This is a genomic window from Corynebacterium nasicanis (assembly GCF_042658165.1).
Lineage (GTDB): Bacteria > Actinomycetota > Actinomycetes > Mycobacteriales > Mycobacteriaceae > Corynebacterium > Corynebacterium nasicanis.
Genome location: NZ_JBHSQE010000010.1, coordinates 19,109 through 42,152 on the forward strand (window position 1 = coordinate 19,109; position 23,044 = coordinate 42,152).

The 23,044-nt window shown below is 68.6% G+C and carries 21 protein-coding genes; 9 read left to right on the forward strand and 12 right to left on the reverse strand.

All coding sequences use genetic code 11. From position 1 onward, the window contains the following. Nucleotides 1–37: 37 nt before the first annotated feature. The 4 genes from ACFPUZ_RS12665 to ACFPUZ_RS12680 all read right to left on the reverse strand — a co-directional run bounded on the left by ACFPUZ_RS12665 (nt 38) and on the right by ACFPUZ_RS12680 (nt 5,291). Complete coding sequence (locus ACFPUZ_RS12665; protein WP_377002402.1) at nt 38–994, reverse strand: ArsA family ATPase; 957 nt, start codon at nt 992–994, stop codon at nt 38–40. Then, the gene (locus ACFPUZ_RS12670) at nt 988–1,251 is read right to left on the reverse strand and encodes a cory-CC-star protein (protein WP_377002300.1); all 264 of its coding nucleotides are present in this window, start codon (nt 1,249–1,251) and stop codon (nt 988–990) included. Before ACFPUZ_RS12670 ends, ACFPUZ_RS12665 begins: the two co-directional genes overlap by 7 nt. A 3-nt stretch (nt 1,252–1,254) precedes the next feature. After that, on the reverse strand, nt 1,255–2,976 hold the full coding sequence (locus ACFPUZ_RS12675; protein ID WP_377002301.1) for a carbon starvation CstA family protein: 1,722 nt from the start codon (nt 2,974–2,976) through the stop codon (nt 1,255–1,257). 230 nt (nt 2,977–3,206) lie between these two features. Then, nucleotides 3,207–5,291: a PhoX family protein gene (locus ACFPUZ_RS12680; RefSeq protein WP_377002302.1), complete on the reverse strand. Its 2,085-nt coding sequence runs from the start codon at nt 5,289–5,291 to the stop codon at nt 3,207–3,209. A 203-nt stretch (nt 5,292–5,494) separates the two neighbouring features. On the opposite strand from ACFPUZ_RS12680, the gene ACFPUZ_RS12685 reads away from it, so the two are divergent. After that, a complete protein-coding gene (locus ACFPUZ_RS12685) occupies nt 5,495–6,670 on the forward strand; it encodes a globin domain-containing protein (RefSeq protein WP_377002303.1) in 1,176 nt (391 codons plus the stop codon). 17 nt (nt 6,671–6,687) lie between these two features. Here the strand turns inward: ACFPUZ_RS12685 and ACFPUZ_RS12690 are convergent, their stop codons facing one another. The 3 genes from ACFPUZ_RS12690 to ACFPUZ_RS12700 are packed head-to-tail and all read right to left on the reverse strand — an operon-like array spanning nt 6,688 to nt 8,319. Continuing rightward, a complete protein-coding gene (locus ACFPUZ_RS12690) occupies nt 6,688–7,182 on the reverse strand; it encodes a DUF456 domain-containing protein (protein WP_377002304.1) in 495 nt (164 codons plus the stop codon). A gap of 9 nt (nt 7,183–7,191) precedes the next feature. After that, nucleotides 7,192–7,383, reverse strand: coding sequence for a type II toxin-antitoxin system antitoxin (locus ACFPUZ_RS12695; RefSeq protein WP_377002305.1), 192 nt, complete (start codon nt 7,381–7,383; stop codon nt 7,192–7,194). Next, on the reverse strand, nt 7,384–8,319 hold the full coding sequence (locus ACFPUZ_RS12700) for an SPFH domain-containing protein (protein WP_377002306.1): 936 nt from the start codon (nt 8,317–8,319) through the stop codon (nt 7,384–7,386). 91 nt (nt 8,320–8,410) lie between these two features. On the opposite strand from ACFPUZ_RS12700, the gene lysS reads away from it, so the two are divergent. The 3 genes from lysS (at nt 8,411) to ACFPUZ_RS12715 (ending at nt 12,953) form a co-directional block, all read left to right on the forward strand. Further along, a complete protein-coding gene (gene lysS / locus ACFPUZ_RS12705; protein ID WP_377002307.1) occupies nt 8,411–9,979 on the forward strand; it encodes a lysine--tRNA ligase in 1,569 nt (522 codons plus the stop codon). A 191-nt stretch (nt 9,980–10,170) separates the two neighbouring features. Further along, nucleotides 10,171–11,397, forward strand: coding sequence for a DUF418 domain-containing protein (locus ACFPUZ_RS12710; RefSeq protein WP_377002308.1), 1,227 nt, complete (start codon nt 10,171–10,173; stop codon nt 11,395–11,397). 128 nt (nt 11,398–11,525) lie between these two features. Next, the gene (locus ACFPUZ_RS12715) at nt 11,526–12,953 is read left to right on the forward strand and encodes an MDR family MFS transporter (RefSeq protein ID WP_377002309.1); all 1,428 of its coding nucleotides are present in this window, start codon (nt 11,526–11,528) and stop codon (nt 12,951–12,953) included. A gap of 6 nt (nt 12,954–12,959) precedes the next feature. Here ACFPUZ_RS12715 and ACFPUZ_RS12720 read toward each other — a convergent pair whose 3' ends face one another. After that, nucleotides 12,960–13,499: a CAP domain-containing protein gene (locus ACFPUZ_RS12720; RefSeq protein ID WP_377002310.1), complete on the reverse strand. Its 540-nt coding sequence runs from the start codon at nt 13,497–13,499 to the stop codon at nt 12,960–12,962. 226 nt (nt 13,500–13,725) lie between these two features. On the opposite strand from ACFPUZ_RS12720, the gene ACFPUZ_RS12725 reads away from it, so the two are divergent. Together ACFPUZ_RS12725 and ACFPUZ_RS12730 are read left to right on the forward strand one after the other, a co-directional pair. Next, entirely contained in the window at nt 13,726–16,446 is a 2,721-nt protein-coding gene (locus ACFPUZ_RS12725) for an ATP-dependent Clp protease ATP-binding subunit (RefSeq protein WP_377002311.1), read from the forward strand. Between the two features lie 67 nt (nt 16,447–16,513). After that, nucleotides 16,514–16,684 carry a DUF4236 domain-containing protein gene (locus ACFPUZ_RS12730; protein WP_377002312.1) on the forward strand — a complete coding sequence of 57 codons (171 nt, stop codon included), beginning with the start codon at nt 16,514–16,516 and terminating at the stop codon, nt 16,682–16,684. 90 nt (nt 16,685–16,774) lie between these two features. On the opposite strand, the gene ACFPUZ_RS12735 is transcribed toward ACFPUZ_RS12730, so the two are convergent. Next, a complete protein-coding gene (locus ACFPUZ_RS12735; protein WP_377002313.1) occupies nt 16,775–17,638 on the reverse strand; it encodes an HhH-GPD family protein in 864 nt (287 codons plus the stop codon). A gap of 25 nt (nt 17,639–17,663) precedes the next feature. Here ACFPUZ_RS12735 and ACFPUZ_RS12740 point away from each other — a divergent pair, with 25 nt between their 5' ends. Together ACFPUZ_RS12740 and ACFPUZ_RS12745 are read left to right on the forward strand one after the other, a co-directional pair. Beyond that, nucleotides 17,664–18,287: a carbonic anhydrase gene (locus ACFPUZ_RS12740; protein ID WP_377002314.1), complete on the forward strand. Its 624-nt coding sequence runs from the start codon at nt 17,664–17,666 to the stop codon at nt 18,285–18,287. A gap of 60 nt (nt 18,288–18,347) precedes the next feature. Continuing rightward, nucleotides 18,348–19,016 carry a hypothetical protein gene (locus tag ACFPUZ_RS12745; protein WP_377002315.1) on the forward strand — a complete coding sequence of 223 codons (669 nt, stop codon included), beginning with the start codon at nt 18,348–18,350 and terminating at the stop codon, nt 19,014–19,016. A 105-nt stretch (nt 19,017–19,121) separates the two neighbouring features. Here ACFPUZ_RS12745 and disA read toward each other — a convergent pair whose 3' ends face one another. The 3 genes from disA to ACFPUZ_RS12760 form a co-directional block, all read right to left on the reverse strand. After that, nucleotides 19,122–20,186 carry a DNA integrity scanning diadenylate cyclase DisA gene (gene disA / locus ACFPUZ_RS12750; RefSeq protein ID WP_377002316.1) on the reverse strand — a complete coding sequence of 355 codons (1,065 nt, stop codon included), beginning with the start codon at nt 20,184–20,186 and terminating at the stop codon, nt 19,122–19,124. Nucleotides 20,187–20,197: 11 nt separating this feature from the next. Continuing rightward, the gene (gene radA, locus ACFPUZ_RS12755; protein ID WP_377002317.1) at nt 20,198–21,586 is read right to left on the reverse strand and encodes a DNA repair protein RadA; all 1,389 of its coding nucleotides are present in this window, start codon (nt 21,584–21,586) and stop codon (nt 20,198–20,200) included. 70 nt (nt 21,587–21,656) lie between these two features. After that, entirely contained in the window at nt 21,657–22,229 is a 573-nt protein-coding gene (locus ACFPUZ_RS12760) for a hypothetical protein (RefSeq protein WP_377002318.1), read from the reverse strand. A 214-nt stretch (nt 22,230–22,443) separates the two neighbouring features. On the opposite strand from ACFPUZ_RS12760, the gene ACFPUZ_RS12765 reads away from it, so the two are divergent. Then, a complete protein-coding gene (locus ACFPUZ_RS12765) occupies nt 22,444–23,022 on the forward strand; it encodes a CarD family transcriptional regulator (RefSeq protein ID WP_377002319.1) in 579 nt (192 codons plus the stop codon). Nucleotides 23,023–23,044: the final 22 nt, after the last annotated feature.

Here is a 23,044-nt window from a genome sequence, read left to right on the forward strand (position 1 = left end):
TGACCGCCCAGAAGCCGGTCGCGGCGTGATCCTCCCGCTAGAGCATCCCGGCGAAGGCCTCCACCTCGTCGAGCCCCCTGACATCGCGGGGGAGGAGGGGGAGGTGGATGACGGGGGCGTCGATACGCAGGGCGGCGAGGGCGGCGTCCTCGAGGGAGCGGCGCTCGGCGAGGAACTCTCCCTGGTCCGCCGGGGAACGTCGGTTGACCACCAGTCCGCCGACGCGGACTCCGGCGGCCTGCAGCTCGGCGTGGAATTCGCCGGTCTCCTGGACCGGGAGGCGTTCGGCGGTGAGGACGATGAAGAAGACGCAGTGGGCGGGGTCGCGGAGGGCGTCGCGAAGCAGGGTGAAACGCTGGCGACGCTTGAGCAGGATCGAGCGCAGCTGCTGGTTGCGGCGGTCGACGGGGTCTTCGGCGGCGGTGACGCGGTCGCGGCCGGTGGGGGAGAGCCCGCGGACCACCGCCGAGAGGTGCTCGGATTTGTCGCGGCGGTCGAGGAGGCCGTCGGTCCAGGCGGCCATGAGTTCGGGCAGCTCCATGAGGCGGGAGGTGTGGCCGGAGGGGGCGGTGTCGAAGACGACGTGGTCGTAGTCGGTGGCGCCGGCGACGATCTCCGCGATGCGCTCCAGGACGGCCGCCTCGTGGGTGCCGGGGGACTGCGCGGAGAGCTCGAGGTGTCGGCTCACCTCCCCGTGAAGGTGCTCCGGCATCATCTGCCGCATGGTGTGCCCGACGGACTGCAGGTGGGCCCGGGTGGTGGCCGCGGGGTCGAGCTCGAGGACGTCGAGGTTCTCCCGGACGGTGGTGACGGTGTCGCCGATGCGTTGTTCCCACAGGTGGCCGAGGTTGTGCGCGGGGTCGGTGGACACGAGCAGCACGCGGCGCCCGGCGGCGGCGAGGGCGGTCGCGGTGGAGGAGGCGACGGTGGTTTTGCCCACCCCGCCCTTGCCGCCGAAGAAGACGAGGCGCGTGGTTCCGATGAGCTCTAGCAGCACTGAATGTTCTCCAGGGGTGAGTGTTCCATGCCCATCCGGCGGTGCCAGGCGTGGAAGTCCTCGTAGACGATGGGCATCAGTTCGAGCGTGTAGAAGCTCGCCGGGTTGGGCACGCCGAGGGCCTCAGAGAGGACGAGCATCATGAAGAGGTCGTCCTCCTGTTGGCGCGCCTTGAGGAAGGTGGCCCGGTAGGGGCCCGCGTAGAACTCGGTGAGCCCATCGCTGAAGGCCCGCATCCGCTCCCGGAAGGACATGTCCTAGAGCTTCTGGTCGGCAGTGGCCGCGACCGGGGCGGGGGCGTCGGTGTCCTCGTCGCTCCACACCACCGGGTCTTCGCTCCGGGCGCGCTTCATGGCGGCGAAGGCCTCGATGGTCACCCAGACGGCGGCGACGATGATGACGAGGTCGATGATGAGCAGCAGCCAGTTCTGCGCATCCCAGAAGCCGCGGACCTGGACGACCGCCGCCCACAGGGACACGACGAGCACGAAGAGCAGCGGGATGAGCACCGGCCACGTCGGGCGACGCAGGCGGGTGAGGATGACGCAGATGATGGACAGCGACAGGGCGGCCATGAGCTGGTTGGTCGTGCCGAACAGCGGCCAGATGAGCATGCCGCCGGAGCCGTCGCCACCCGCGGAGAAGGTGAGTGCCAGGGCGACGACGACCACCACGCCGGTGGCGGCGACGGCGCCGAGCTTCACGCCCATGATCTCGCCGATCTCCTGGACGACGAAGCGCTGCAGGCGCACGCCGGTGTCCATGGTGGTGGCGGCGAAGAGGACGGCCATGGTGGCCAGGATGGTGGCGGACAGGCTCGGCGGGATGCCCAGGCCCTGGTTCATGAGGTTGCCGCCGCCCTCGACGAAGGCGTTGACGCCGCCCTTGTTGAAGGCGGTGTAGATGGCCTCCCAGTCGGCGATGGTGCGGAAACCGGCGGTGGTGGCGACGATCGTGCCCAGGGCCAGCAGGCCCTCGCCGACGGCGCCGAAGTAGCCGACGAAGCGGGCGTCGGTCTCCTTGTCCAGCTGCTTGGCGGAGGTGCCGGAGGAGACGATGCCGTGGAAGCCGGAGATGGCGCCGCAGGCGATGGTGACGAAGAGCAGCGGCCAGATCGGCGGGGTGCCTTCCGGCACGTTGGCGTTGTAGGCGGGCGCCACGATGGTCGGGGCGGTGAGCAGGAAGGAGCCGTAGAGGATGCCGAGGCCGACGAAGAGCTGCAGGCCGTTGATGTAGTCACGCGGCTGGAGCAGGACCCACACCGGCAGGAGGGAGGCGATGCCGCCGTAGAGGAACAGGACGATGATCCAGAAGGCGTTCGGGGACATGCCGAGGATGGAATCCGGCAGGACGATGGGGAAACGGTCGCCGATGATCATGAGGGCGTAGAGGACGACGACGCCGACGACGGAGACGAGCGGCAGGTTCCACTTGAAGCGGTAGATCGCCTGGCCGATGAACAGGGCCACGACGATCGCGCCCCACGTGGGGATGACGGCCGTGGGCGTGGAGACCAGCAGGTTGGAGATGACCACCGCGAAGGCCGCGACGACCATGAGCAGCAGCAGGAAGATGACCACGAGGAAGAGGTTGCGGCCCCGGTTGCCGATGTAGCGGCCCGAGAGCGTGCCGATCGACTGCCCCTTGTGCCGCTGGGAGGCCCACAGCGTGCCCAGGTCGTGCATACCGGCGATGAACACGGTGCCGATGGTCACCCAGAGGAACGCGGGCAGCCAGCCCCAGATCACCGCGACGGCCGGGCCGACGATGGGGGCGGCGCCGGCGACCGAGGTGAAGTGGTGGCCCCACAGGACGAACTTGTTGGTCGGCACGTAGTCGACGCCGTCGGTCATCGTGTGGGCGGGGGTGCGGTACCGGTCGGAGAGTTGGTAGACCTTGCTCCCGAGGAAGCGGGAGTAGAGCAGGTATCCACCGATCATCATGCCGACGCCGATGAAGACCAGGACTAGTGAGTTCATGGTTCGTCCCTCTGTTGGGCTCTGGGCCGCCCCCGGGTGCTCCAGCGGCGGCCATGCTTTCGTGGTTGAGTTTCCAGACTCTCACACAGCTGTGTCGCAGGTCACCGACAGGCGATCGCGCTCTCCGCATGGTGAGACGTTTATGCAGGAAGCGGCCGCTGTTGTCAGACCAAGGGGTGCGGGCATGAAAATACCCCCGGGGGTGGTGACCTCCGGGGGTGGGGGGGTGCTTAGGCCTTCTCGACGCCGATCTCGCCGCCGTCTTCCTTCCACACCACGGCGGTGGCCGGACGCGGCACCGCCGAACCGCCGTCGGGCCAGTGCGAGGACGGGGACTCCACGGTCGCCTCGTCCGTCTCGCCCGGGTGCTGGACGTTGACCAGCACGCGCTGCTTATCGACGATCGGGCCGCAGGTCTCAGCCGCGTAGGGAACCGTGAGGAAGCACTTGAGCTCGCCGCGGTTCTCGCCCTCGACGGCCAGGGCGTAGAGGCCGTCGTTGGAGCCGAGGGCGTTGCCGTCGGTGGAGATCCACAGGTTGCCGTACTCGTCGAAGGCGAGGTTGTCGGGGCAGGAGATGGGGGAGACCTTCTCCTTGTCGAAGCCGCCGAAGTAGGTGTAGGCCTCCTCCGGGTCGCCGCACACGAGGATGAGGTTCCAGGTGAAGGCCTCGCCGGCGTGGTCGTCGTCGATCTCCATGACGAGGCCGTTCTTGTTCTCCTTGACCGGCGCGTACTCCATGACGTCCTCCTTCGACTTCTCGGCGGCGCCCCGGTACTTGTTGTTGGTCAGGGCCATGTAGACCTTGCCGGTGACCGGGGAGGCCTCGACGTCCTCGGGGCGGTCCATCTTGGTGGCGCCCACGGCGTCGGCGGCCTCGCGGGTGAAGATGGCCACCTCCTCGGCGGTGAAGCCGTCGACGTGGGACTCGGCCGCACCGTTCTCATCGACGGTGAGCAGCTTCTCCCAGCGGCCCGCGCCGTCGAAGGCGCCGTCCTCCGGCAGGGCGCCGGAACCGTCGATCTCGGACTCCGGGGAGTTGCCCTCCATCACGGCGACGTAGAGCGTGCCGTGGTCCATGAGGGTCATGTTGTGCGCGAGGTTGCCCTCCTCCATCTGGCGGGAGGAGACGAACTTGTAGAGGTACTCGAAGCGGGCGTCATCGCCGGAGTAGCACACGACGGTGCCGTCCTCGGTGATGTGGATGTTGCCGGCCTCGTGCTTGAAGCGGCCCAGCGCGGTGTGCTTGATGGGGGTGGAGGCCGGGTCGAAGGGGTCGATCTCGATGACGTAACCGAAACGGTTGACCTCGTTGGGCTCCTTGGAGACGTCGAAGCGGTCGTCGAAAAGCTCCCACTTACGCTCGGAAGCCTCCTCGGGGATGCCGAGGCGGTCCAGGGAAGCCTTGACGCGCTCGTCCTCGACGCCGCCGGCGTTGGCGAAGTACTGGTCGAAGTTCTCCTCGCCGGAGAGGATGGTGCCCCACGGGGTGACGCCGCCGGCGCAGTTGTTGAGGGTGCCCCGGACGGTGACGCCCTCCGGGTCGGCCGCGGTCTTGACGTAATCGGAGCCGGCGACCGGGCCGACGAGCTTCATCGGAGTGGTGGCGGTGATGCGGCGGTTGAGGGGGCCGAACTCGCGCTTGAGCTCGCCGGTATCGCCGACCTTGGAGACCTCCAGCACGGTGAGGCCGTGGTTGGCCCAGCCGATCTTCACCTGCTCCTCGGTCGGGTTGTCCGCGTCGTATCCCGGGTGCATGTGCGGCTCGGTGGTGTACTCGTGGGAGCACACGTAGACGAGGCGGTTCTCGTCGCTCGGGTGGGGGAGCAGGCCGGCGAAGTCGTTGTTGAAGCCGAACTGCTGCTCGGCGGCGGCGGCCGTCTGGTTGTCGACGTCGAATTCCGGGGCGCCCTCGATGACCGGGTCACCCCAGGCGATGAGCACGGACTGGGCGTAGCCGGCGGGGGCGACGAGCTCGTCCTTCTCGTTCGGCGCGACCATCTCGAACTGCAGGCCCTTGCCGGAGGTGTGCTCGCCGGCGGGGGCGGCCGAGGAGGTGCCGGCCGCGGTGGAGGACGAGGACGCGGACTCGTTGGCGGGCGCGCAGGCCGCCAGGGCGGCGCCGCCGCCGACGGTGAGCACCGTGAGGCCGCCGGCCTTGAGGGCGGTGCGGCGGGAGAGCATGTCGCCGAAGTAGGGGTTGTCGGACTTGTTGTCGCACTCGCCGAAGCAGGCGTTGCCGCACTTGTAGGTGCAGGTGATGGAGCTGCGCGAGGAGGTGAACTTGCTGAAAAGGTTGAGGCCCTTGAGGGACATGGGAACTCCCGAAATCTCTGCGATCAATTGGCGTGACAGCGGGCAAATCTAGGGGCGCCAGGTGTCCGCTCGGACATGGATAAGTGAAATCTTGTTGAACTTCGCGTTGTGGTGTGGCGCGGATCTCACCGCCTCCCGCTATTTAAAACGGAAAACACCGTTTAATGTCGGACGGCAGGACACCCCGACCCCCAGGAGACACCGTGTACACCACCGCCCAGCCCACCGCCCGCGACCGCCAGCTCACCCCGGAGCACGAGGAGATCATCAAGGCGACGCTGCCCGCGGTCGGCGCCAACATCGCCACCATCGCGCAGACCTTCTACCGCACCATGTTCGGCAACCACCCGGAACTGCTGGCCAACACCTTCAACCGCGGCAACCAGAAGTCCGGTGAGCAGCAGAAGGCGCTGGCGGCATCCGTCGCCACCTTCGCCACCATGCTCGTGGACCCGAACGCCCCGGACCCCGTCGACCTGCTCGCCCGCATCGGCCACAAGCACGTCTCCCTCGGCATCACCGAGGACCAGTACCAGATCGTCTACGAGAACCTCTTCTCCGCCATCGTCGAGGTCCTCGGCGCGGACGTGGTCACCGAGGAGGTCGCCGCCGCCTGGTCCGAGGTCTACTGGATCATGGCCGATGTCCTCATCACCTACGAGAAGGCCCTCTACGCCTCCGACGGTGTCAAGGACGGGGACGTGTTCCGCGAGGTGACGGTCGTCGAGAAGCAGGAGCTGAGCGACACCGTGACCACCTACACCCTGGAAGGCGACCTCAGCGAGGCGCGCCCGGGCCAGTACACCTCCATCGGTGTCGTGCTGGCCGACGGCGCCCGCCAGCTGCGCCAGTACTCCATCATCGGCCAGGAGCCGGGCCGCTACACCATCGCCGTCGAAACCGAGGGCGAGGTGTCCACCCACCTCCGCGAGAAGGTCCAGGTCGGCGACACCATCCAGGCCACCCTCGCCGCCGGCGACCTCGTGCTTCTCGACGACGACAGCCCCGTCGTCCTCGTCTCCTCCGGCATCGGCTCCACCCCGATGGTGGGCATGCTCTCCCACCTGGCGCGCACCGGCTCGGAGCGTCGTGCCACCTACCTCCACGCCGACGACTCCGAGGCCGCCCACGCGCAGCTCGGCCAGACGACGGCCCTGCTCGAGCGCCTGCCGGAGCTCACCGTCGAGCGTCGCTACCGGGAGAACGGCGAGCTTATCGACGTCGCCGCCCACGACCTCGCCGGGTCCGACCTCTACCTCTGCGGCGGCAGCGAATTCCTCCAGGCCATCCGCCGCGACCTGCAGGCCCTGCCCGCGGAGAAGGCCCCCAAGTCGGTGCACTTCGAGCTGTTCTCCCCCAACGACTGGCTGCTGGGGTAGCCCCCGGCGGGCGGCGCTCAGAAGTGCAGGACCGCCCCCACCACGAAGGCGAAGACCGCCAGCGAGGCGCAGGTGCACTCCAGAAGCATGCCGAAGCCCATGGACTTCATGGCCTCGACGGAGGAACGCCACGCCGCGGCCAGGTCGCGGCGCCGCGCGTACTCTGCCAGCAGCAACCCGAGCGCGAAACCGAGGAAGAGTCCCACCACGGGCACGAGGAACATGCCGACCACCCCGACCGCGACGCCGGCCAGCACGGGGCCGCGCGGGATCTGCTCGCGGCGCAGTTTTCGGCCGGTGAGCACCGCGGACGCGCTCATGCCGACCACCGCCAGCGCCACGCCGATGAGCCCCGCCGTCCACGCGGCCGTCGAGCCCAGCACCCATGCCCACACGAGCAGGGTGCCGATGATGAGCACCGACCCGGGAAGAATCGGGATGATCGTGCCCAGCACGCCGACGATGAGCAGCGCGCCGGCCACGCCGGTGGTGACGGCTTCGAGGGTGTCCATGGGGACAGGTTAAACCTTCGGGGGCCGCCCGCGTTTCGGTAGTTCACCGACGTGGCGGGGGAGGCGCCCGGCACGTCGGAGGGCGTCGCGAAGCATGAGCTCGATCTGGGCGTTGACGCTGCGCGTCTCGTCGCGCGCCCAGCGGGCGATGGCCTCGTGCACTGCGGGATCGAGGCGCAGGGGGAGGTTCTTGCGGGACATTTAGGTGTAGAGGCTGCCTGTGTTGATCACCGGCTGGGCGTTGGTGTCGGAGCACAGGACGACGAGGAGGTTGGAGACCATCGCCGCGCGCCGCTCCGGGTCGAGCTCGACGATCTGCTTCTTCTCCAGTTCGGCGAGGGCGGACTCGACCATGGAGACGGCGCCGTCGACGATGGTCTCGCGGGCGTCGACAATGGCGCCGGCCTGCTGGCGCTGGAGCATGGCCTGGGCGATCTCGGGGGCGTAGGACAGGGCGGAGATGCGGGCCTCGAGGATTTCCAGGCCGGCGATCTTCACGCGGGCGGCAACCTCCTCGGCGAGTTCCCGGGACACCAGGTCGGTGGATCCGGAGAGTGAGGGCAGGTGGGCGGTGCCGCCGTCGTAGGGGTGGCTGGTGGCCACGTGGCGGAGGGCGGACTCGGCCTGGGAGTGGATGAACTCCTCGACGTCCTCCACGGAGAAGGTGGCCTTGGCGGTGTCGGCGACCTGCCAGACGATGATGGCGCCGATCATGATCGGATTGCCGCCGAGATCGTTCACCTTGATCTGGTTGGTCTCGAAGTTGCGGACCCGCACGCTCACCTTCTTCGAGGTCGCCAGCGGCGGCACCAGGGAGAGACCGGTGTGGCGGTTGGTGCCCAGGTAGCGGCCGAAGAACTGCACGACGTGGGTGTGGCCGGGCGAGATGACGCGGAGCATCGGGATGAGGACGGCGGCGACGATGATCGCCAGGATGCCCACGACGAGGGGGATCACGCTGCCCCAGGCGATGAGGGCGGGGCCGAGGATGAGCAGCGCCAGCGTGCCGACGAGGACGGCCGCCGCCTGCGCGGTGGTGCCGGCCCACGCGGGTCGTTCGGTGATCTCCACCTTGCCGCCCTCGTGTCCGACGGGGCGGTCGGCGACCTCGGCTTCAGGGATGTGGGGGGTGCTCATGTCTGATCCTCTCCGGGGGTTAATGTGATATCAGATTACAGGCCGTGCGACGATTCCGCTCGCCCCCGGCCCATCGACTACCCTTGGGGCCGTGACCGAGCAGAAGAATCCCCAGGACCTCCCCGAACAGCTGCGCATCCGTCGTGAGAAGCGTCAGAAGCTCATCGACGCTGGTGTGGAGCCCTATCCCGTCGCCGTCGACCGCACCATTTCCCTGCGTGAGCTGCGTGCGAAGTTCGAGGTCGTGGGGGAGGAGGGGGGCGTCGAGAAGCGCGACGGCGTGACCTACCTCGCCCCGGGCGAGGAGACCGACGTCGAGGTCGCCGTCGCCGGGCGCCTCATCTTCATGCGCAACACCGGCAAGCTGTGCTTCGCCACGCTGCAGGACGGCGACGGCACGCAGCTGCAGGCCATGCTCTCGCTGGCCGAGGTCGGCCAGGAGTCCTTGGACTCCTGGAAGGCGGACGTCGACCTCGGCGACTTCGTCTCCGTGCGCGGTCGCGTCATTGCTTCTCGACGCGGCGAGCTCTCCATCATGGCCTCCTCCTGGCAGATGGCGGCCAAGGCGCTGCGTCCCCTGCCCGTCGCCTTCGCGGACATGTCCGAGGACACCCGCGTGCGTCACCGCTACACGGACCTCATCATGCGCGAGCAGGCCCGCACCAACGCCATGACCCGCATCAAGGTGATGCGCGCCCTGCGCAACCACCTCGAGGGCGAGGGCTTCCTCGAGGTGGAGACCCCGATGCTGCAGACCCTCCACGGCGGTGCCGCGGCGCGTCCCTTCGAGACCCGTTCCAACGCGCTCGACATCGACCTATACCTGCGTATCGCGCCGGAGCTGTTCCTCAAGCGCTGCGTGGTCGGCGGCATTGACAAGGTCTTCGAGGTCAACCGCAACTTCCGCAACGAGGGCGTCGACTCCTCGCACTCGCCGGAGTTCGCCATGCTGGAGACGTACCAGGCGTGGGGCGACTACAACACCGGTATGCGCACCATCCGCGAGCTCATTCAGGCCGTGGCCATGGATGTCTTCGGGACCCACGTGGTCACGCTGGCCGACGGCAGTGAGTACGACCTGGGCGGCCAGTGGCCCGAGATCCAGATGTACCCCTCCCTCAATGAGGCCCTGGCCCGCAAGTTCCCCGGCCAGCCGGAGGTGACCATCGACTCCACCGTCGAGGAGCTCAAGGCGATCGCAGACGTCATCGGCCTCGACGTGCCCGCCAAGGGCGGCTGGGGCCACGGCAAGCTCGTCGAGGAGATCTGGGAGCTGCTCTGCGAGGACCAGCTCACCGGGCCGATCTTCGTCAAGGACTTCCCCGTCGAAACCTCCCCGCTCACCCGCCAGCACCGCTCCGAGCCGGGTGTCACCGAGAAGTGGGACCTCTATGTCCGCGGCTTCGAGCTGGCCACCGGCTACTCCGAGCTCGTCGACCCGGTCATCCAGCGCGAGCGCTTCGAGGACCAGGCCCGCCTCGCCGCCGGCGGCGACGACGAGGCCATGGTGCTCGACGAGGACTTCCTCGCCGCCATGGAGCAGGGCATGCCGCCCACCTCCGGCATCGGCATGGGCGTCGACCGCCTCCTCATGGCCCTGACCGGCCTGGGCATCCGCGAGACGGTCCTCTTCCCGATGGTCAAGCCGGAGCAGAAGTAGGGCGGAGGGAGTCAGGGACCTTAGGGGCAGTCCCTGACCCCGTGCGCGGGTAGCTGCGCTGGGAGTTTCCTGAATGCCGGGCGGGGTCGGGGCGGAAAGGCCCATGACCGGCGGGAACGTGCCCAGCCCGGCCCCAGGAACAGGCTGTTGTCTGACCATGGCTTCCCAGGATCGCTTCTTAGATTGACCGCATGACCACGAACTCCCGACCCCGGCGCATCATCGCCCTCGATGTGCTGCGCGGCATCGCCATTCTGGGCACCCTGCTCACCAACATCTGGATCTTCTCCCAGGTCTCCTCCCCGGCCGACACCGTGCAGGCGGAGGGGGCGCTCGCGATGTTCAACACCGCTGCGCAGACCGTCCTCAACCTGTTCACCGACGGCAAGTTCATCGGCCTGCTGACGATCATGTTCGGCATCGGGCTGGAGATCCAGCGCCAGTCCGCCGTCCGCCGCGGCGAGCCCTGGCCGGGCCGCTACCCCTGGCGCGCGGGCATCCTCATTCTCGACGGCCTGCTCAACTACATCTTCATCTTCGAGTACGACGTCCTCATGGGTTACGGACTCACCGCCCTCGTCGTGGCCGCCGTCATGGCGAAGAGCCCGAAGGTACAGAAGATCTGGATGTTCATCGGCCTCGGTGCGCACCTTGCCCTCCTGGCCTCGATGTCCGTGGTGCCGATCTTCCTCAACAAGATCTGGCCGGTCGGTGACATCAGCTCCCTGCCGGACGCCAACCGCCTCGAGGCCTTCGCCGAGGCCTCCGACACCGGCTCCTACTGGGGCATGGTGCTCAACCGCCTGCAGACCTTCATCGAGGGCCGCGGCGAAATCCCCATCATGTTCGTCATGGGCCTGGGCCTGTTCCTCGTCGGCGCACACCTTTACCGCGCCGGGCTCTTCCTCCCGGAGGGACGCCGCCTGCGCCGCATCGTCATGGGCATCGGTTTCGGTGTCGGATTCCCGCTGGACTGGGCGCTGCGGCTCACCGAGACCGGGGGCTTCGTCACCCGCTACGGCACCTCGACGATCGTCGCCTTCGGTCTGCTCGCCGCCGTCGCCGCCTTCTACGCGAACCGCGAGCGGGTCGGCCTCGTCGGGCACGGGTTCTCGCTCGTCGGCCGGATGGCGCTGACGAACTACATCCTGCAGAACCTCATCGCGTCGATCATCTTCTACGACTGGGGCTTCGGCGTCAGCGCGAAGATCCAGGGCCCCTGGAACACTGTCGCCACCCTGGCGATCTACCTCGGCATCGCCGCCTTCCTCATGACGCTGTCCGCCGTGTGGCTGCGCTTCTTCCGCCGCGGTCCGGTGGAGCTGGTGTGGCACGACACCGTCGACAAGCTCGCCGATGCGGCGGAGCGACGTCGCGGGCGTCGGGCGGAGCGTCGAGAAGCGGTGCTGACCAGCTAGTTCTCCGCCGCCGCGGCTGGGCCCGGATCCTTATGTCAACGCAAAGGTGCAACGATTAGCCGGGTCGGAGATCCACCGTTAGGATGATGGCCTTTAGCGGATATCGAGAGAATTAGCGAGGCACACGAGTGAGCACACCACAGTCCACCGGGAAGCAGGGGCTTCCCGCCGACGTCAAGATCATCCTCACGGTGCTGGTCAGTGCCGCGCTGGTGATGTTCCTCAACGAGACGATCCTGTCGGTGGCGCTGCCGTCGATCATGGCGGACTTCGACATCCCGGCAACCACCGCCCAGTGGCTGACCACCGGTTTCATGCTCACCATGGCGGTGGTTATCCCGACGACGGGCTGGATCCTGCAGCGCTTCACGACGAAGCAGGTGTTCCTCACCGCCGTCAGCAGCTTCCTGGTGGGCACGATCGTCGCGGCGTGGGCGCCGGCGTTCAGCATCCTGCTCACCGGCCGCATCGTGCAGGCGGTGGGCACCGCGCTCATCATGCCGCTGCTCATGACGGTGGCGCTCACCGTCGTGCCCCCGGAGCGGCGCGGTTCGATCATGGGTGTCATCACCATCGTCATGTCGGTGGCGCCGGCGCTCGGGCCGACGGTCTCCGGGTTCATCCTCAACCGCTTCACCTGGCACTGGCTGTTCCTGCTGGTCGTGCCGCTCATCGTGGTGGCGCTCGTGGTGGGTGCGGTGTTCATCCGCAACATCGGCGAGACGAACCGCGCCCCCTTCGACCCCTTCTCCGTGGTGCTGGCCGGGCTCGGTTTCGGCGGCCTGGTCTACGCGCTGAGCACGCTGGGCACCAACCTGCCGGTGGCCGCGGGCGTGGCCGTCGTCGGCCTCCTGGCGCTGGCGGTGTTCGTGTGGCGCCAGCTGACGCTGAAGGCCCCGCTGCTCAACCTGCAGCCCTTCACCATCCGCAACTACACCCTGTCCGTCGTGGCGGCGCTGCTGCTCATGGGCACGCTGCTCGGCGTGGTCATGGTGCTGCCGATCTACCTGCAGACGGCCCTCGGGGTGACCGCCCTGGTCACGGGCCTGCTGCTCATGCCGGGTGGCCTCGCCTCCGGCCTGCTGGCCCCGTTCATCGGCCGCCTCTACGACCGGGTGGGCCCGCGGCCGCTGGTCATTCCCGGGGCGATCCTGCTGGCCGGTGCGATCTGGTCGATGACCCGCCTGGGCATCGCTTCGACGATCACCGAGGTCATCACCATGCACATCGTGTTCTCCCTCGGCCTGGCGCTCATGATGACGCCCCTCATGACCACGGCGCTGGGCTCGCTGCCGCAGCACCTCTACGGGCACGGTTCGGCGATCCTCAACACCCTCCAGCAGCTGGCAGGCGCGGCGGGCACCGCCATTCTCATCGCCGCACTGTCCTTCGGTACCCAGGCCGCGGCGGCCGGGGGTGCGGATCTGGCGCAGGCCACAGCGGACGGCGCACACACCGCGTTCCTCGTCGCCGGGGTCATGGCCATCCTCGTGCTGGTGGCCAGCCCCTTCGTCACCCGCGTCGCCGAGGAGCAGCAGGGCGGGGCTGTCTCCTAGAACGGGTCAGAAGCGGGCGAAGTTCTGCGTGGCGTAGACCTCGCCGCGCGGGCTGATGGCCCAGCCGATACCCACGTGGGTGAAGTTCGGGTTATCCAGGTGCTGGCGGTGGGTGGGGGAGTTGATCCAGGCCTGCAGCATCTCGTGGGCCGCCACCTCCCGGCTGAACATGCCGACGTTCTCCGCCGCCTGGCGCCAGGTGGCGGGGTAGGAGTCGCGGTAGCCGGGGTTGTGGCGCAAGTTGCCCTGCTGGGCCATGGACTCCGACCAGGACTGCGCGACGTTGTTGAGCGCGTCGTGCGCAGCCAGCGGGGGCAGTCCCTTGGACAGGCGGTAGCGGTTGGTCTCCGCGAGGAGGACCTGCTGCACCGGGGCGCCCTGCGAGGAGCTGGGCACCCCCGGAACGGCGGGCAGCGCAGGCAGTGCCGGCAGGGAGGAGCCGAAGTTCGGCAGCTGCGGGAACGCCTGCGCCTGCGCCGGGGTGGCCTGAAGGGACAGGGTGACAAGGGCGGCGAGTGCCGGGGCTGCGTAGCGACGGATGCGCATCTGGTGACTCCTTCGGTGGCGTTGATTCGAGGGTAACAGATATATAACGCAGCATGAGGGTGAACGCGGGAGGCGGCGTGGGCGGCCTGTTCGCTATAGGCGTACATGCCTGTGACCTGGCGAAATGGCTGCTGGCTGGCACTCGAAACCGGAGAGTGCAAATAGATTGGCCGCCCCGCGCGTTACAGTAGGTGACAAGCGAGAAACAAAGGTTAGGGGTACGGACATGTTCGAACGGTTCACCGATCGTGCGCGCCGCGTCATTGTTCTGGCGCAGGAGGAAGCACGGCTGCTCAACCACAATTACATCGGCACCGAGCACATCCTGCTCGGCCTCATCCATGAGGGTGAGGGCGTCGCTGCGAAGGCCCTGGAATCCATGGGTATCTCGCTCGACGCCGTGCGGCAGGAGGTCGAGGAGATCATCGGTCACGGCACGCAGCCGCACACCGGTCACATCCCCTTCACCCCGCGCGCCAAGAAGGTTCTCGAGCTTTCCCTGCGGGAGGGCCTCCAGATGGGCCACAAGTACATCGGCACGGAGTTCCTGCTGCTCGGCCTCATCCGTGAGGGCGAGGGCGTGGCCGCCCAGGTGCTGGTGAAGCTCGGCGCTGATCTGCCGCGCGTCCGCCAGCAGGTTATCCAGCTGCTCTCCGGCTATGAGGGGGGCCAGGGCGGCTCCCCGGAGTCCACCCCGGAGCAGGGTGCCGGCGCGGTCGGCGCCGGGGCGGGTGCCGGTCGCGGCGGTCCGCAGGGGCAGGGCGGTCCGGGTGACCGCTCGAACTCCCTGGTCCTCGACCAGTTCGGCCGTAACCTCACCCAGGCGGCCCGGGACGGCAAGCTCGACCCGGTCGTCGGCCGTGAGAAGGAGATCGAGCGCATCATGCAGGTGCTCTCGCGGCGTACCAAGAACAACCCGGTCCTCATCGGCGAGCCCGGCGTGGGTAAGACCGCGGTCGTCGAGGGTCTGGCCCTGGACATCGTCAACGGCAAGGTGCCCGAGACCCTGAAGGACAAGCAGGTCTACTCCCTCGACCTGGGTTCCCTGGTCGCCGGTTCCCGTTACCGCGGTGACTTCGAGGAGCGCCTGAAGAAGGTGCTCAAGGAGATCAATCAGCGCGGCGACATCATCCTGTTCATCGATGAGATCCACACCCTGGTCGGCGCCGGTGCCGCCGAAGGTGCGATCGACGCCGCCTCGCTGCTCAAGCCGAAGCTGGCCCGCGGTGAACTGCAGACCATCGGTGCCACCACCCTGGACGAGTACCGCAAGCACATCGAGAAGGACGCCGCCCTGGAACGTCGTTTCCAGCCGGTGCAGGTCCCGGAGCCTTCCGTCGAGATGACCATAGAGATCCTCAAGGGTCTGCGCGACCGCTACGAGGCGCACCACCGCGTGTCCATCACCGACGGTGCCCTGGCCGCGGCCGCGAACCTCTCCGACCGCTACATCAACGACCGCTTCCTGCCGGACAAGGCCGTCGACCTCATCGACGAGGCCGGCGCCCGCATGCGCATCAAGCGGATGACCGCGCCGGAGGGTCTGCGTGAGATCGACGAGCGCATCGCCGATGTCCGCCGCGAGAAGGAGGCGGCGATCGACGCGCAGGACTTCGAGAAGGCCGCCGGCCTGCGCGACAAGGAGCGCAAGCTCGGTGAGGAGCGCTCCGAGAAGGAGAAGCAGTGGCGTTCCGGCGATCTCGAGGAGATCGCGGAGGTCGGCGAGGAGCAGATCGCCGAGGTCCTCGGTTCCTGGACCGGCATCCCGGTGTTCAAGCTCACCGAGGAGGAGTCCTCGCGTCTGCTGCGCATGGAGGATGAGCTGCACAAGCGCATCATCGGGCAGGACGAGGCCGTCAAGGCCGTCTCCCGGGCGATCCGTCGTACCCGGGCGGGCCTCAAGGACCCGAAGCGTCCCTCCGGTTCCTTCATCTTCGCCGGCCCCTCCGGCGTGGGTAAGACCGAGCTGTCGAAGGCGCTGGCAGAGTTCCTCTTCGGCGAGGACGACGCCCTCATCCAGATCGACATGGGTGAGTTCCACGACCGCTTCACCGCCTCCCGCCTCTTCGGCGCGCCCCCCGGCTACGTCGGTTACGAGGAGGGTGGCCAGCTCACCGAGAAGGTCCGCCGCAAGCCCTTCTCCGTCGTGCTTTTCGACGAGATCGAGAAGGCCCACAAGGAGATCTACAACACCCTCCTGCAGGTCCTCGAGGACGGTCGTCTCACCGACGGCCAGGGCCGCGTGGTCGACTTCAAGAACACGGTGCTCATCTTCACCTCGAACCTGGGTACCCAGGACATCTCGAAGGCGGTCGGCATGGGCTTCTCCGGCTCCGCGGAGACGGATTCCGACGCCCAGTACGAGCGCATGAAGAACAAGGTCAACGACGAGCTGAAGAAGCACTTCCGCCCCGAGTTCCTCAACCGTATCGACGAGATCGTCGTGTTCCACCAGCTGACCCGCGAGCAGATCGTGGAGATGGTGGAGCTGCTCATCGGCCGCGTCGAGAAGGCCCTGGCCGCCAAGGACATGGGCATCGAGATCACCGACAAGGCCAAGGCTCTCCTGGCCCAGCGTGGTTTCGACCCAGTCCTCGGCGCCCGCCCGCTGCGCCGCACCATCCAGCGCGAGATCGAGGACGCCATGTCCGAGAAGATCCTCTTCGGCGAGCTCGGGGCCGGCGAGATCGTCACCGTCGACGTCGCGGGCTGGGACGGGGAGTCGAAGGACACCGACGGTGCCTCCTTCACCTTCACCCCGCGCCCGAAGCCGCTGCCGGCCGGCACCTTCTCGGAGATCTCCCCGGAGGCTGCCGAGGCCGTGCGTGATGTCGAGGCCGACCCGGAGACCATCACTCCCGACGTCCCGGACGTCGCGGAGATCACCGATGATCTCTCCACCGGCCCCGACGAGGGCCCGGCCGGAGCTGTCGCTCCGCAGAACTAGCCCGCCTATCGACGCCCGCTTCCCCCAGGAGGCGGGCGTCCGCGCGTTCGCGGCTAGGCTGTCCGCCATGGGCATCACTTACCGCAAGCGCCAGAAGCTGGGCAAGAACTCCTGGATCAACGTCTCCGGTTCCGGGGCCTCCGCCTCCACCCGCATCGGGCCGGTGACGATCAACTCCCGTGGCGGAATCTGGGTGAAGCTGCCCGGCGGGCTGAACTACCGCGGCAGGTGGAAATAGCCGCGCGCTGACCGCGGGGGTATTCGAGCCAGGGCATTCATCGAGTAGCCGGACCCCGGCACCCGGTTCATGCCCCCACTCGAATACCCCCTACCGCGGCAGGTGGAAATAGCCGCGCTCGTCCTGCTCTGCCAGACCGTCCTGGAGCAGGGAGAACAGTGCCCGGGAGCGCTGGACCTCATCGGGCCACACGACGTCGAGCGCGGACTGCGGCACGGCCGCGTCGGCCCCGCGCAGCACGTCCATGATGAGCCCGCGGACCTGCCGGTCGGTGCCGGTGAACTTCTGTACCTTCTTGCGGGCCAGTTCCTCCGCGCTGGGGGGTGGGGAGCCGGCGGCGACCCAGGCGCAGTCGTCGAGAAGCGGGCACACCTCGCACGCCGGTGAGGTCGCGGTGCACACGAGGGCGCCGAGCTCCATGAGCGCCGCCGAGAAGCGCGGGCCCCGCTCCGCGGGCAGCAGCGCCGCGACCTCCCCGAGCTCGGCCTTCGACGCCGTCCCCGCCAGGAAGCGTCCCTCCACCGCGCGGCGCACCACCCTGCGCACGTTGGTGTCCACGACCGGCACGTTCTGCCCGTAGGCGAAGCACGCCACGGCGCGGGCGGTGTAGTCGCCGATGCCGGGCAGGGCCAACAGCTGATCGACGTCCCGAGGCACGACGCCGTCGTATAGCGACACGATCTGCTGCGCGCACTCGAGCAGCCGCAGCGCGCGGCGCGGGTAACCGAGCTTGCCCCAGGCGCGCAGCACCTCCGCCGGGGAGGCCTGCGCGAAGGACGCCGGGTCGGGCCAGCGGGCGATCCACTCGCGCCACACCGGTTCGACGCGGGCGACGGGGGTCTGCTGGCTCATGACCTCGCTGAGCAGGATTCCCCACGCGGACGTGCCGGGGGCGCGCCACGCGAGGGGGCGTTCGTGGAGGTCGAACCAGGGGAGCAGACGCGCGGCGAACATGGTGAGCAAGTATAGAATTGCCGTCATGCCCATGAAAGATGTCGCCAAGAACCCGCAGGCCGTGTGGGAGGCCCTGCTGGCCGGCAACAAGCGTTTCGTCCACCAGCAGCAGGAACGTCCCAACCAGGACATCCTCCGCCGCACGGAACTGCGAGACGGACAGAACCCCCGTGCCGTCGTCCTCTCCTGCTCCGACTCGCGCGTGCCCGTCGAGCTGATTTTCGACGTCGGGCTCGGCGACCTCTTCGTCGTCCGCACCGCCGGGGAGATCCTCGACCCCGCCGTCTTGGCCTCCATCGAATACGCCATCAAGAGCCTCGGCGTGGAACTCGTCGTGGTCATGGGACACGAATCCTGCGGCGCCGTCGCCGCCACCGCCGAGGCCCTCGACGGCGGGAAGATCCCCAACGGCCTGGAGCGCATCCTCATCGAGAAGGTCGCCCCGTCGATCCTCGAGGCCCGCGCCCGCGGCCGCAACGACCGTCCCGGCTACGAGCGGCAGCACGTCATCGAGATCGTCATCCAGATCAAGCACCGCCTCTCCGCCCTGCAGGAGCGCATTGCCGACGGCCGCGTCGGCATCGTCGGCCTGCGCTACCTGCTCTCCGACGGCTCCACCGAACAGGTCATCGCCGACGGCGTCGAGTAACAGACACGCGGGGAGTCCGGTTCCCACCTGCGCATAACGCGCGCAATTAGAGTGAGTGGCGTGACCAACCGCAGCCCCCGCCGACTCCCCGAAGAGATCTACGTCCGCCGTCGCGTCGCCGCGGCCGCGGTGATCCTCATCCTCGTCGGACTGCTGGTCTGGGGCATGGTGGCCATCGCCGGAGGCGGCGACGACACCTCCCCGAGCACGAGCACCCCCGCCGCGCCGACCTCGACGGCGAACGCCGCGGCGGCGAGCACGGAGGCGTCGACACGCCGCACCTCCGAGGCGCCGGAGACCTCGACCGCGAAGAGCAGCGAGCCCGCGGAGCCGAAGGACAGCTGCGCGCTCTCCGACCTGCGGATCGTCGCCAGCTCGGACCGCCCCTCCTACGGCGACGGCGCCCAGCCGACGTTCTACATGACCGTGGAGAACCCCACCACCGCCGACTGCGAAATCAACCTCGACGACGAGGAACTGCGCTTCGAGGTCTACAACCTCGCCGACAACGAGCGCGTCTGGGCCGACACCGACTGCTACCCCTCGGTGCTCACCGGCGAGGAGACCTTCCCCGCCGAGGACGAGCGCCGCTTCCAGGCGGTGTGGTCGCGCCTGGGCTCCCAGCCGGGGCAGTGCAACAACCGCCAGAACGTGGGCGCGGGCTCGTTCTACCTGCACGCGGTGATCGGCAACAACGCCTCCGACGCGCACACCTTCAATCTGGGCTAGATCGACACAGTCCCTTTCGGCCGGATGCTCGTTTTTGGCGAATTGCCCCGCCCAATTCGCCAAAAACGAGTATTGCTCCCGGAGAGGGTCCTACGCTCTGAGGCCTCAGGTCAGCCGTGCCAGCCCCTCGTGCACGTGCCGGGCCCACAGATGTCCGACATTCTCCACGCCGGCTAGTTCCTCCTCCGAGGCGGCCAGCAGCGTCTTCACGTCGCCGAAGGCCGCGATGATCTTGTGCTTGAGGAACATCTGCACCCGCGGCACCCGGCTGAGCACCCGGTAGCCGCGCGGCACGATCCACTGGGTGAGCGACTCCTCCGTCGCGGGCAGGCCGAGGATGCGGGCGACGTTGGCGGGCTTGAGCAGGTCGGCGTCGGCCAGCTGGTCGAGGGCCTGCGTGGCGGCGCGCACGTCCTGGTCGGAGGGCGGCCCCTCGGCGATGAGGTAGTCGCGGATGAGCAGGTCGATCTCCCGGTCGTTGTCGCCGCGCAGCTCGGTGAGCTGGAGGTTGAGCTGGCGGCCGTCGGTGCCCAGCTCGAGGACGTCCTGGTCGAGTTCGAGGCCGACGCGTTTGACCAGCAGCTCGCGCTGCATGACGGCGACGACGTCCTGCACGGTGGCGTAGTTGTTGATCTCGGAGACAAACAGCCGCTGGTCGGCGTGGTCGAGGCGGGTGCGGTAACGCTCGAGGGTGCCCAGCGCCTGGTTGGCGCGCTGCAGGATGGTGGCGGGGCTGTCGAGGACGTAGCGGTCGCCCTCGACGTAGAGGGTGATGACGTTCATCGACTGACTCACGGCGATGACGGGGCGCCCGCTCTGCTGGGCGGTGCGCTCGGCGGAGCGGTGGCGGGTGCCGCTCTCGGAGGTGGGGTAGCTCGGCGAGGGCACGAGCTGGACGTTGGCCCGGCGGATGCGGGTGGCGTCGGTGGAGAGGATGACGGCGCCGTCCATCTTGCACAGTTCGCGCAGGCGGGTGGGGGCGAAGGTGACGTCGAACTCGAAGCCGCCGTCGCAGAGGTCGGTGACCTCGGGGCCGTCGCCGATGACGATGAGCGCCCCGGTGCGGCCGCGGACGATGCGGTCGAGGCCGTCCCTCAGTTCCGTGCCGGGGGCGAGGTGCTCGAGGGTCTCCCGGAGGGTGGCGGGGACCGGCGTGGTGGCGGGGCTCATGAGCCGCGATTCTACCCCTGTGACACGTGGCCGATGGCCTCGCGCAGGGTCGCGGCCTGGGCGACCCGCATCCCGGGCACGTTGAACTTCTCCCCGGCGGGGACGACGGCGTGGCTGTAGCCCAGGCGGGCGGCCTCGGCGAGGCGGCGCCCGAGGTGGGGGACCCGGCGGAGTTCCCCGGCCAGGCCGACCTCCCCGATGACCACGGTCTTCGGGGGCAGGGGGCGTTCGTGCAGGGAGGACCAGGTGGCCAGCGCGACGGCCAGGTCGGTGGCGGTCTCGGTGATGCGCACGCCGCCGACGGTGGCCACGTAGGCGTCCTTCTCGTTGGTGCGTTCGCCCGCGCGGGCCTGGAGGACGGCTAGCACCATGGGCACGCGGTTGGTGTCCAGGCCGGTGACCACGCGGCGCGGGTTCTTGGCCACGGGGTCGACGGTGAGTGCCTGCACCTCGGCGAGCAGCGGGCGGACGCCGTCCATGGCGACGGTCACGGCGGAGCCGTCGGGGGTCTGCCCGCGGTGGGAGAGGAAGAGTCCGGAGGGGTCGGGGACTTCGCGGATGCCCTCGGCGGTCTGCTCGAAGCAGCCGACCTCGTCGGTGGCGCCGAAACGGTTCTTGATGCCGCGCAGCATACGCAGCGAGGACTGCCGGTCGCCCTCGAAGTTGAGCACCACATCCACCAGGTGCTCGAGCACGCGGGGCCCGGCGACGTTGCCGTCCTTGGTCACGTGCCCGACGAGCAGGATGGGAATCCCGGAGGTCTTGGCCAGAGTGGTCAGCGCAGCGGTGACGGCCCGGGACTGGGCCACGCCGCCGGCCACGCCCTCGACGCCGGGGGCGTGCATGGTCTGCACCGAGTCGACGATGAGCAGGGAGGGTTTCACCTGCTCGACGTGCCCGAACACCACGTCGAGGTTCGATTCGGCCGCCAGGTAGAGCGTCTCCTGCAGCGCCCCGGTCCGCTCGGCGCGCACCCGTACCTGCCCGGCGGACTCCTCCGCCGTGACATACAGCGCCGTGCGCCCGCTTATCGACGCCCACCTGCTGGCCACCTCCAGCAGGAGCGTCGATTTACCCACCCCGGGTTCCCCCGCCATGAGCACCACCGAGCCGGGGACGACGCCGGAGCCGAGCACCCGGTCGAGCTCCCCGATGCCGGAGGGCACGGAGGCGGCCGCCGTGCCGCTGATGCTGGTGATGGGGCTGGCCGGGGCACTCGGGGTGAGTCCCGTGGGGACCGTCCCGGAGACCGCCGCCACCGCCGCGCCGCCCGCCCGCGGGGCCACGGCGGATTCCACGAGGGTGCCCCAGGAACCGCAGTCCGGGCAGCGGCCCAGCCACTTGGGGGAGGAGTAACCGCATTCGGAGCAGGTGTGGACGGAACGGGGTTTACGGGCCATGCCGACCACCTTAACGACGGGAACGACAAACGCCCGGCTCTCGGGTGAGAACCGGGCGTCGAGAAGCGGACTAGTGTCCGGACTCCTGGTCCGCACCACGGACGAAGGAACCGGCCGGCAGCTGCGGCGCGGAGATGGTGGCGAAGACCTCGATCTCACCGGAGTCGAAGGTGAAGGTGACCGGGGCGTTGCCGCCGACGGCGAAGTCGGCGTTGGTCAGGGAGGTCTCGGTGTACTCGATGCAGCCGATGCCGTCGGCCTGCGGAGTGGACTCGAGGCGCTCGGCGGAGTCACCGACGAGGGTGCAGCCGCGGGCCAGCGGGGCGGCGTCGAACTGGACGTCGTTGCCGTTGACCTCGATGGACTCGAGCGTGTGCTCGGTCATCGTGGTGTCCTGGTTGACGGCCGTGAACTTGAGGGCGGCCTCGCCCGCATCGTCGACGATGATGGTGACGTCGCGGACCGCGACGGTGCCGTCCTCGGAGTTGCCCTCCGCGCCGTTGACCGCGGCCACCTGCGAGGAGGTCTGGGTGATCTGGCCTGCCGAGCAGGAGGCCAGTGCCAGCGCGGACAGAGCGGCGGCGGAGATGATGCCGCCGCGACGGGCGGCCGACTTCAGGGACTTCACTTGGGTGTCCTCCATCAGTTCATGGTTCACAAGGATGTTTCGGAACCTCACCTTAGTCTCTTTGACCCCTGAGCACACAGTTCCCGGGGATCGGTTTCCGCCGGAGGGGTGATCAGGGGTGGGGTGGGGGTAGACCTTCGGTGGAGTCCGGCGGGCGCCGGGCCGGGCGGGCCGCGTGCTAGAATGCGGGGTCTAGTGTGCTGCCAACCGCGCGCAACAAGGAGTGGGAATGGATTTCAAGGTCGGGGACGTCGTTGTCTACCCGCACCACGGCGCTGCCGTGATCGCTGACATCGAGCATCGCGTGATGGGAGGGGAGGAGCTGGAGTACCTGGTCCTGCAGATCAACCAGTCTGACCTCGTCGTCCGCGTCCCGTCCAAGAACGCCGAGCTGGTGGGCGTCCGCGATGTCGTGGGCGAGGAGGGCCTGCAGAAGGTCTTCGGCGTCCTGCGGGAGACGGACGTGGAGGAGGCCGGCAACTGGTCCCGCCGCTACAAGGCCAACCAGGAGCGCCTCGCCTCCGGTGACGTGAACAAGGTGGCCGAGGTCGTCCGCGACCTGTGGCGTCGTGACCAGGACCGCGGGCTGTCCGCCGGCGAGAAGCGGATGCTGGCCAAGGCCCGCCAGATTCTCGTCGGTGAGCTCGCGCTGGCCGACACGGTCGACGAGGCCAAGGCCGATGAGTTCCAGGTCAAGGTGGAGGCCTATGTTGAGGCCGACGCCGAGGACACGCGCGACATCGTGGACGGGGACATCGACGTCGACCTCGATGACCTCACCTTCGACGACGAGGACGACGAGATCTAGGTCCCGCGGATCAGGGCGGCCC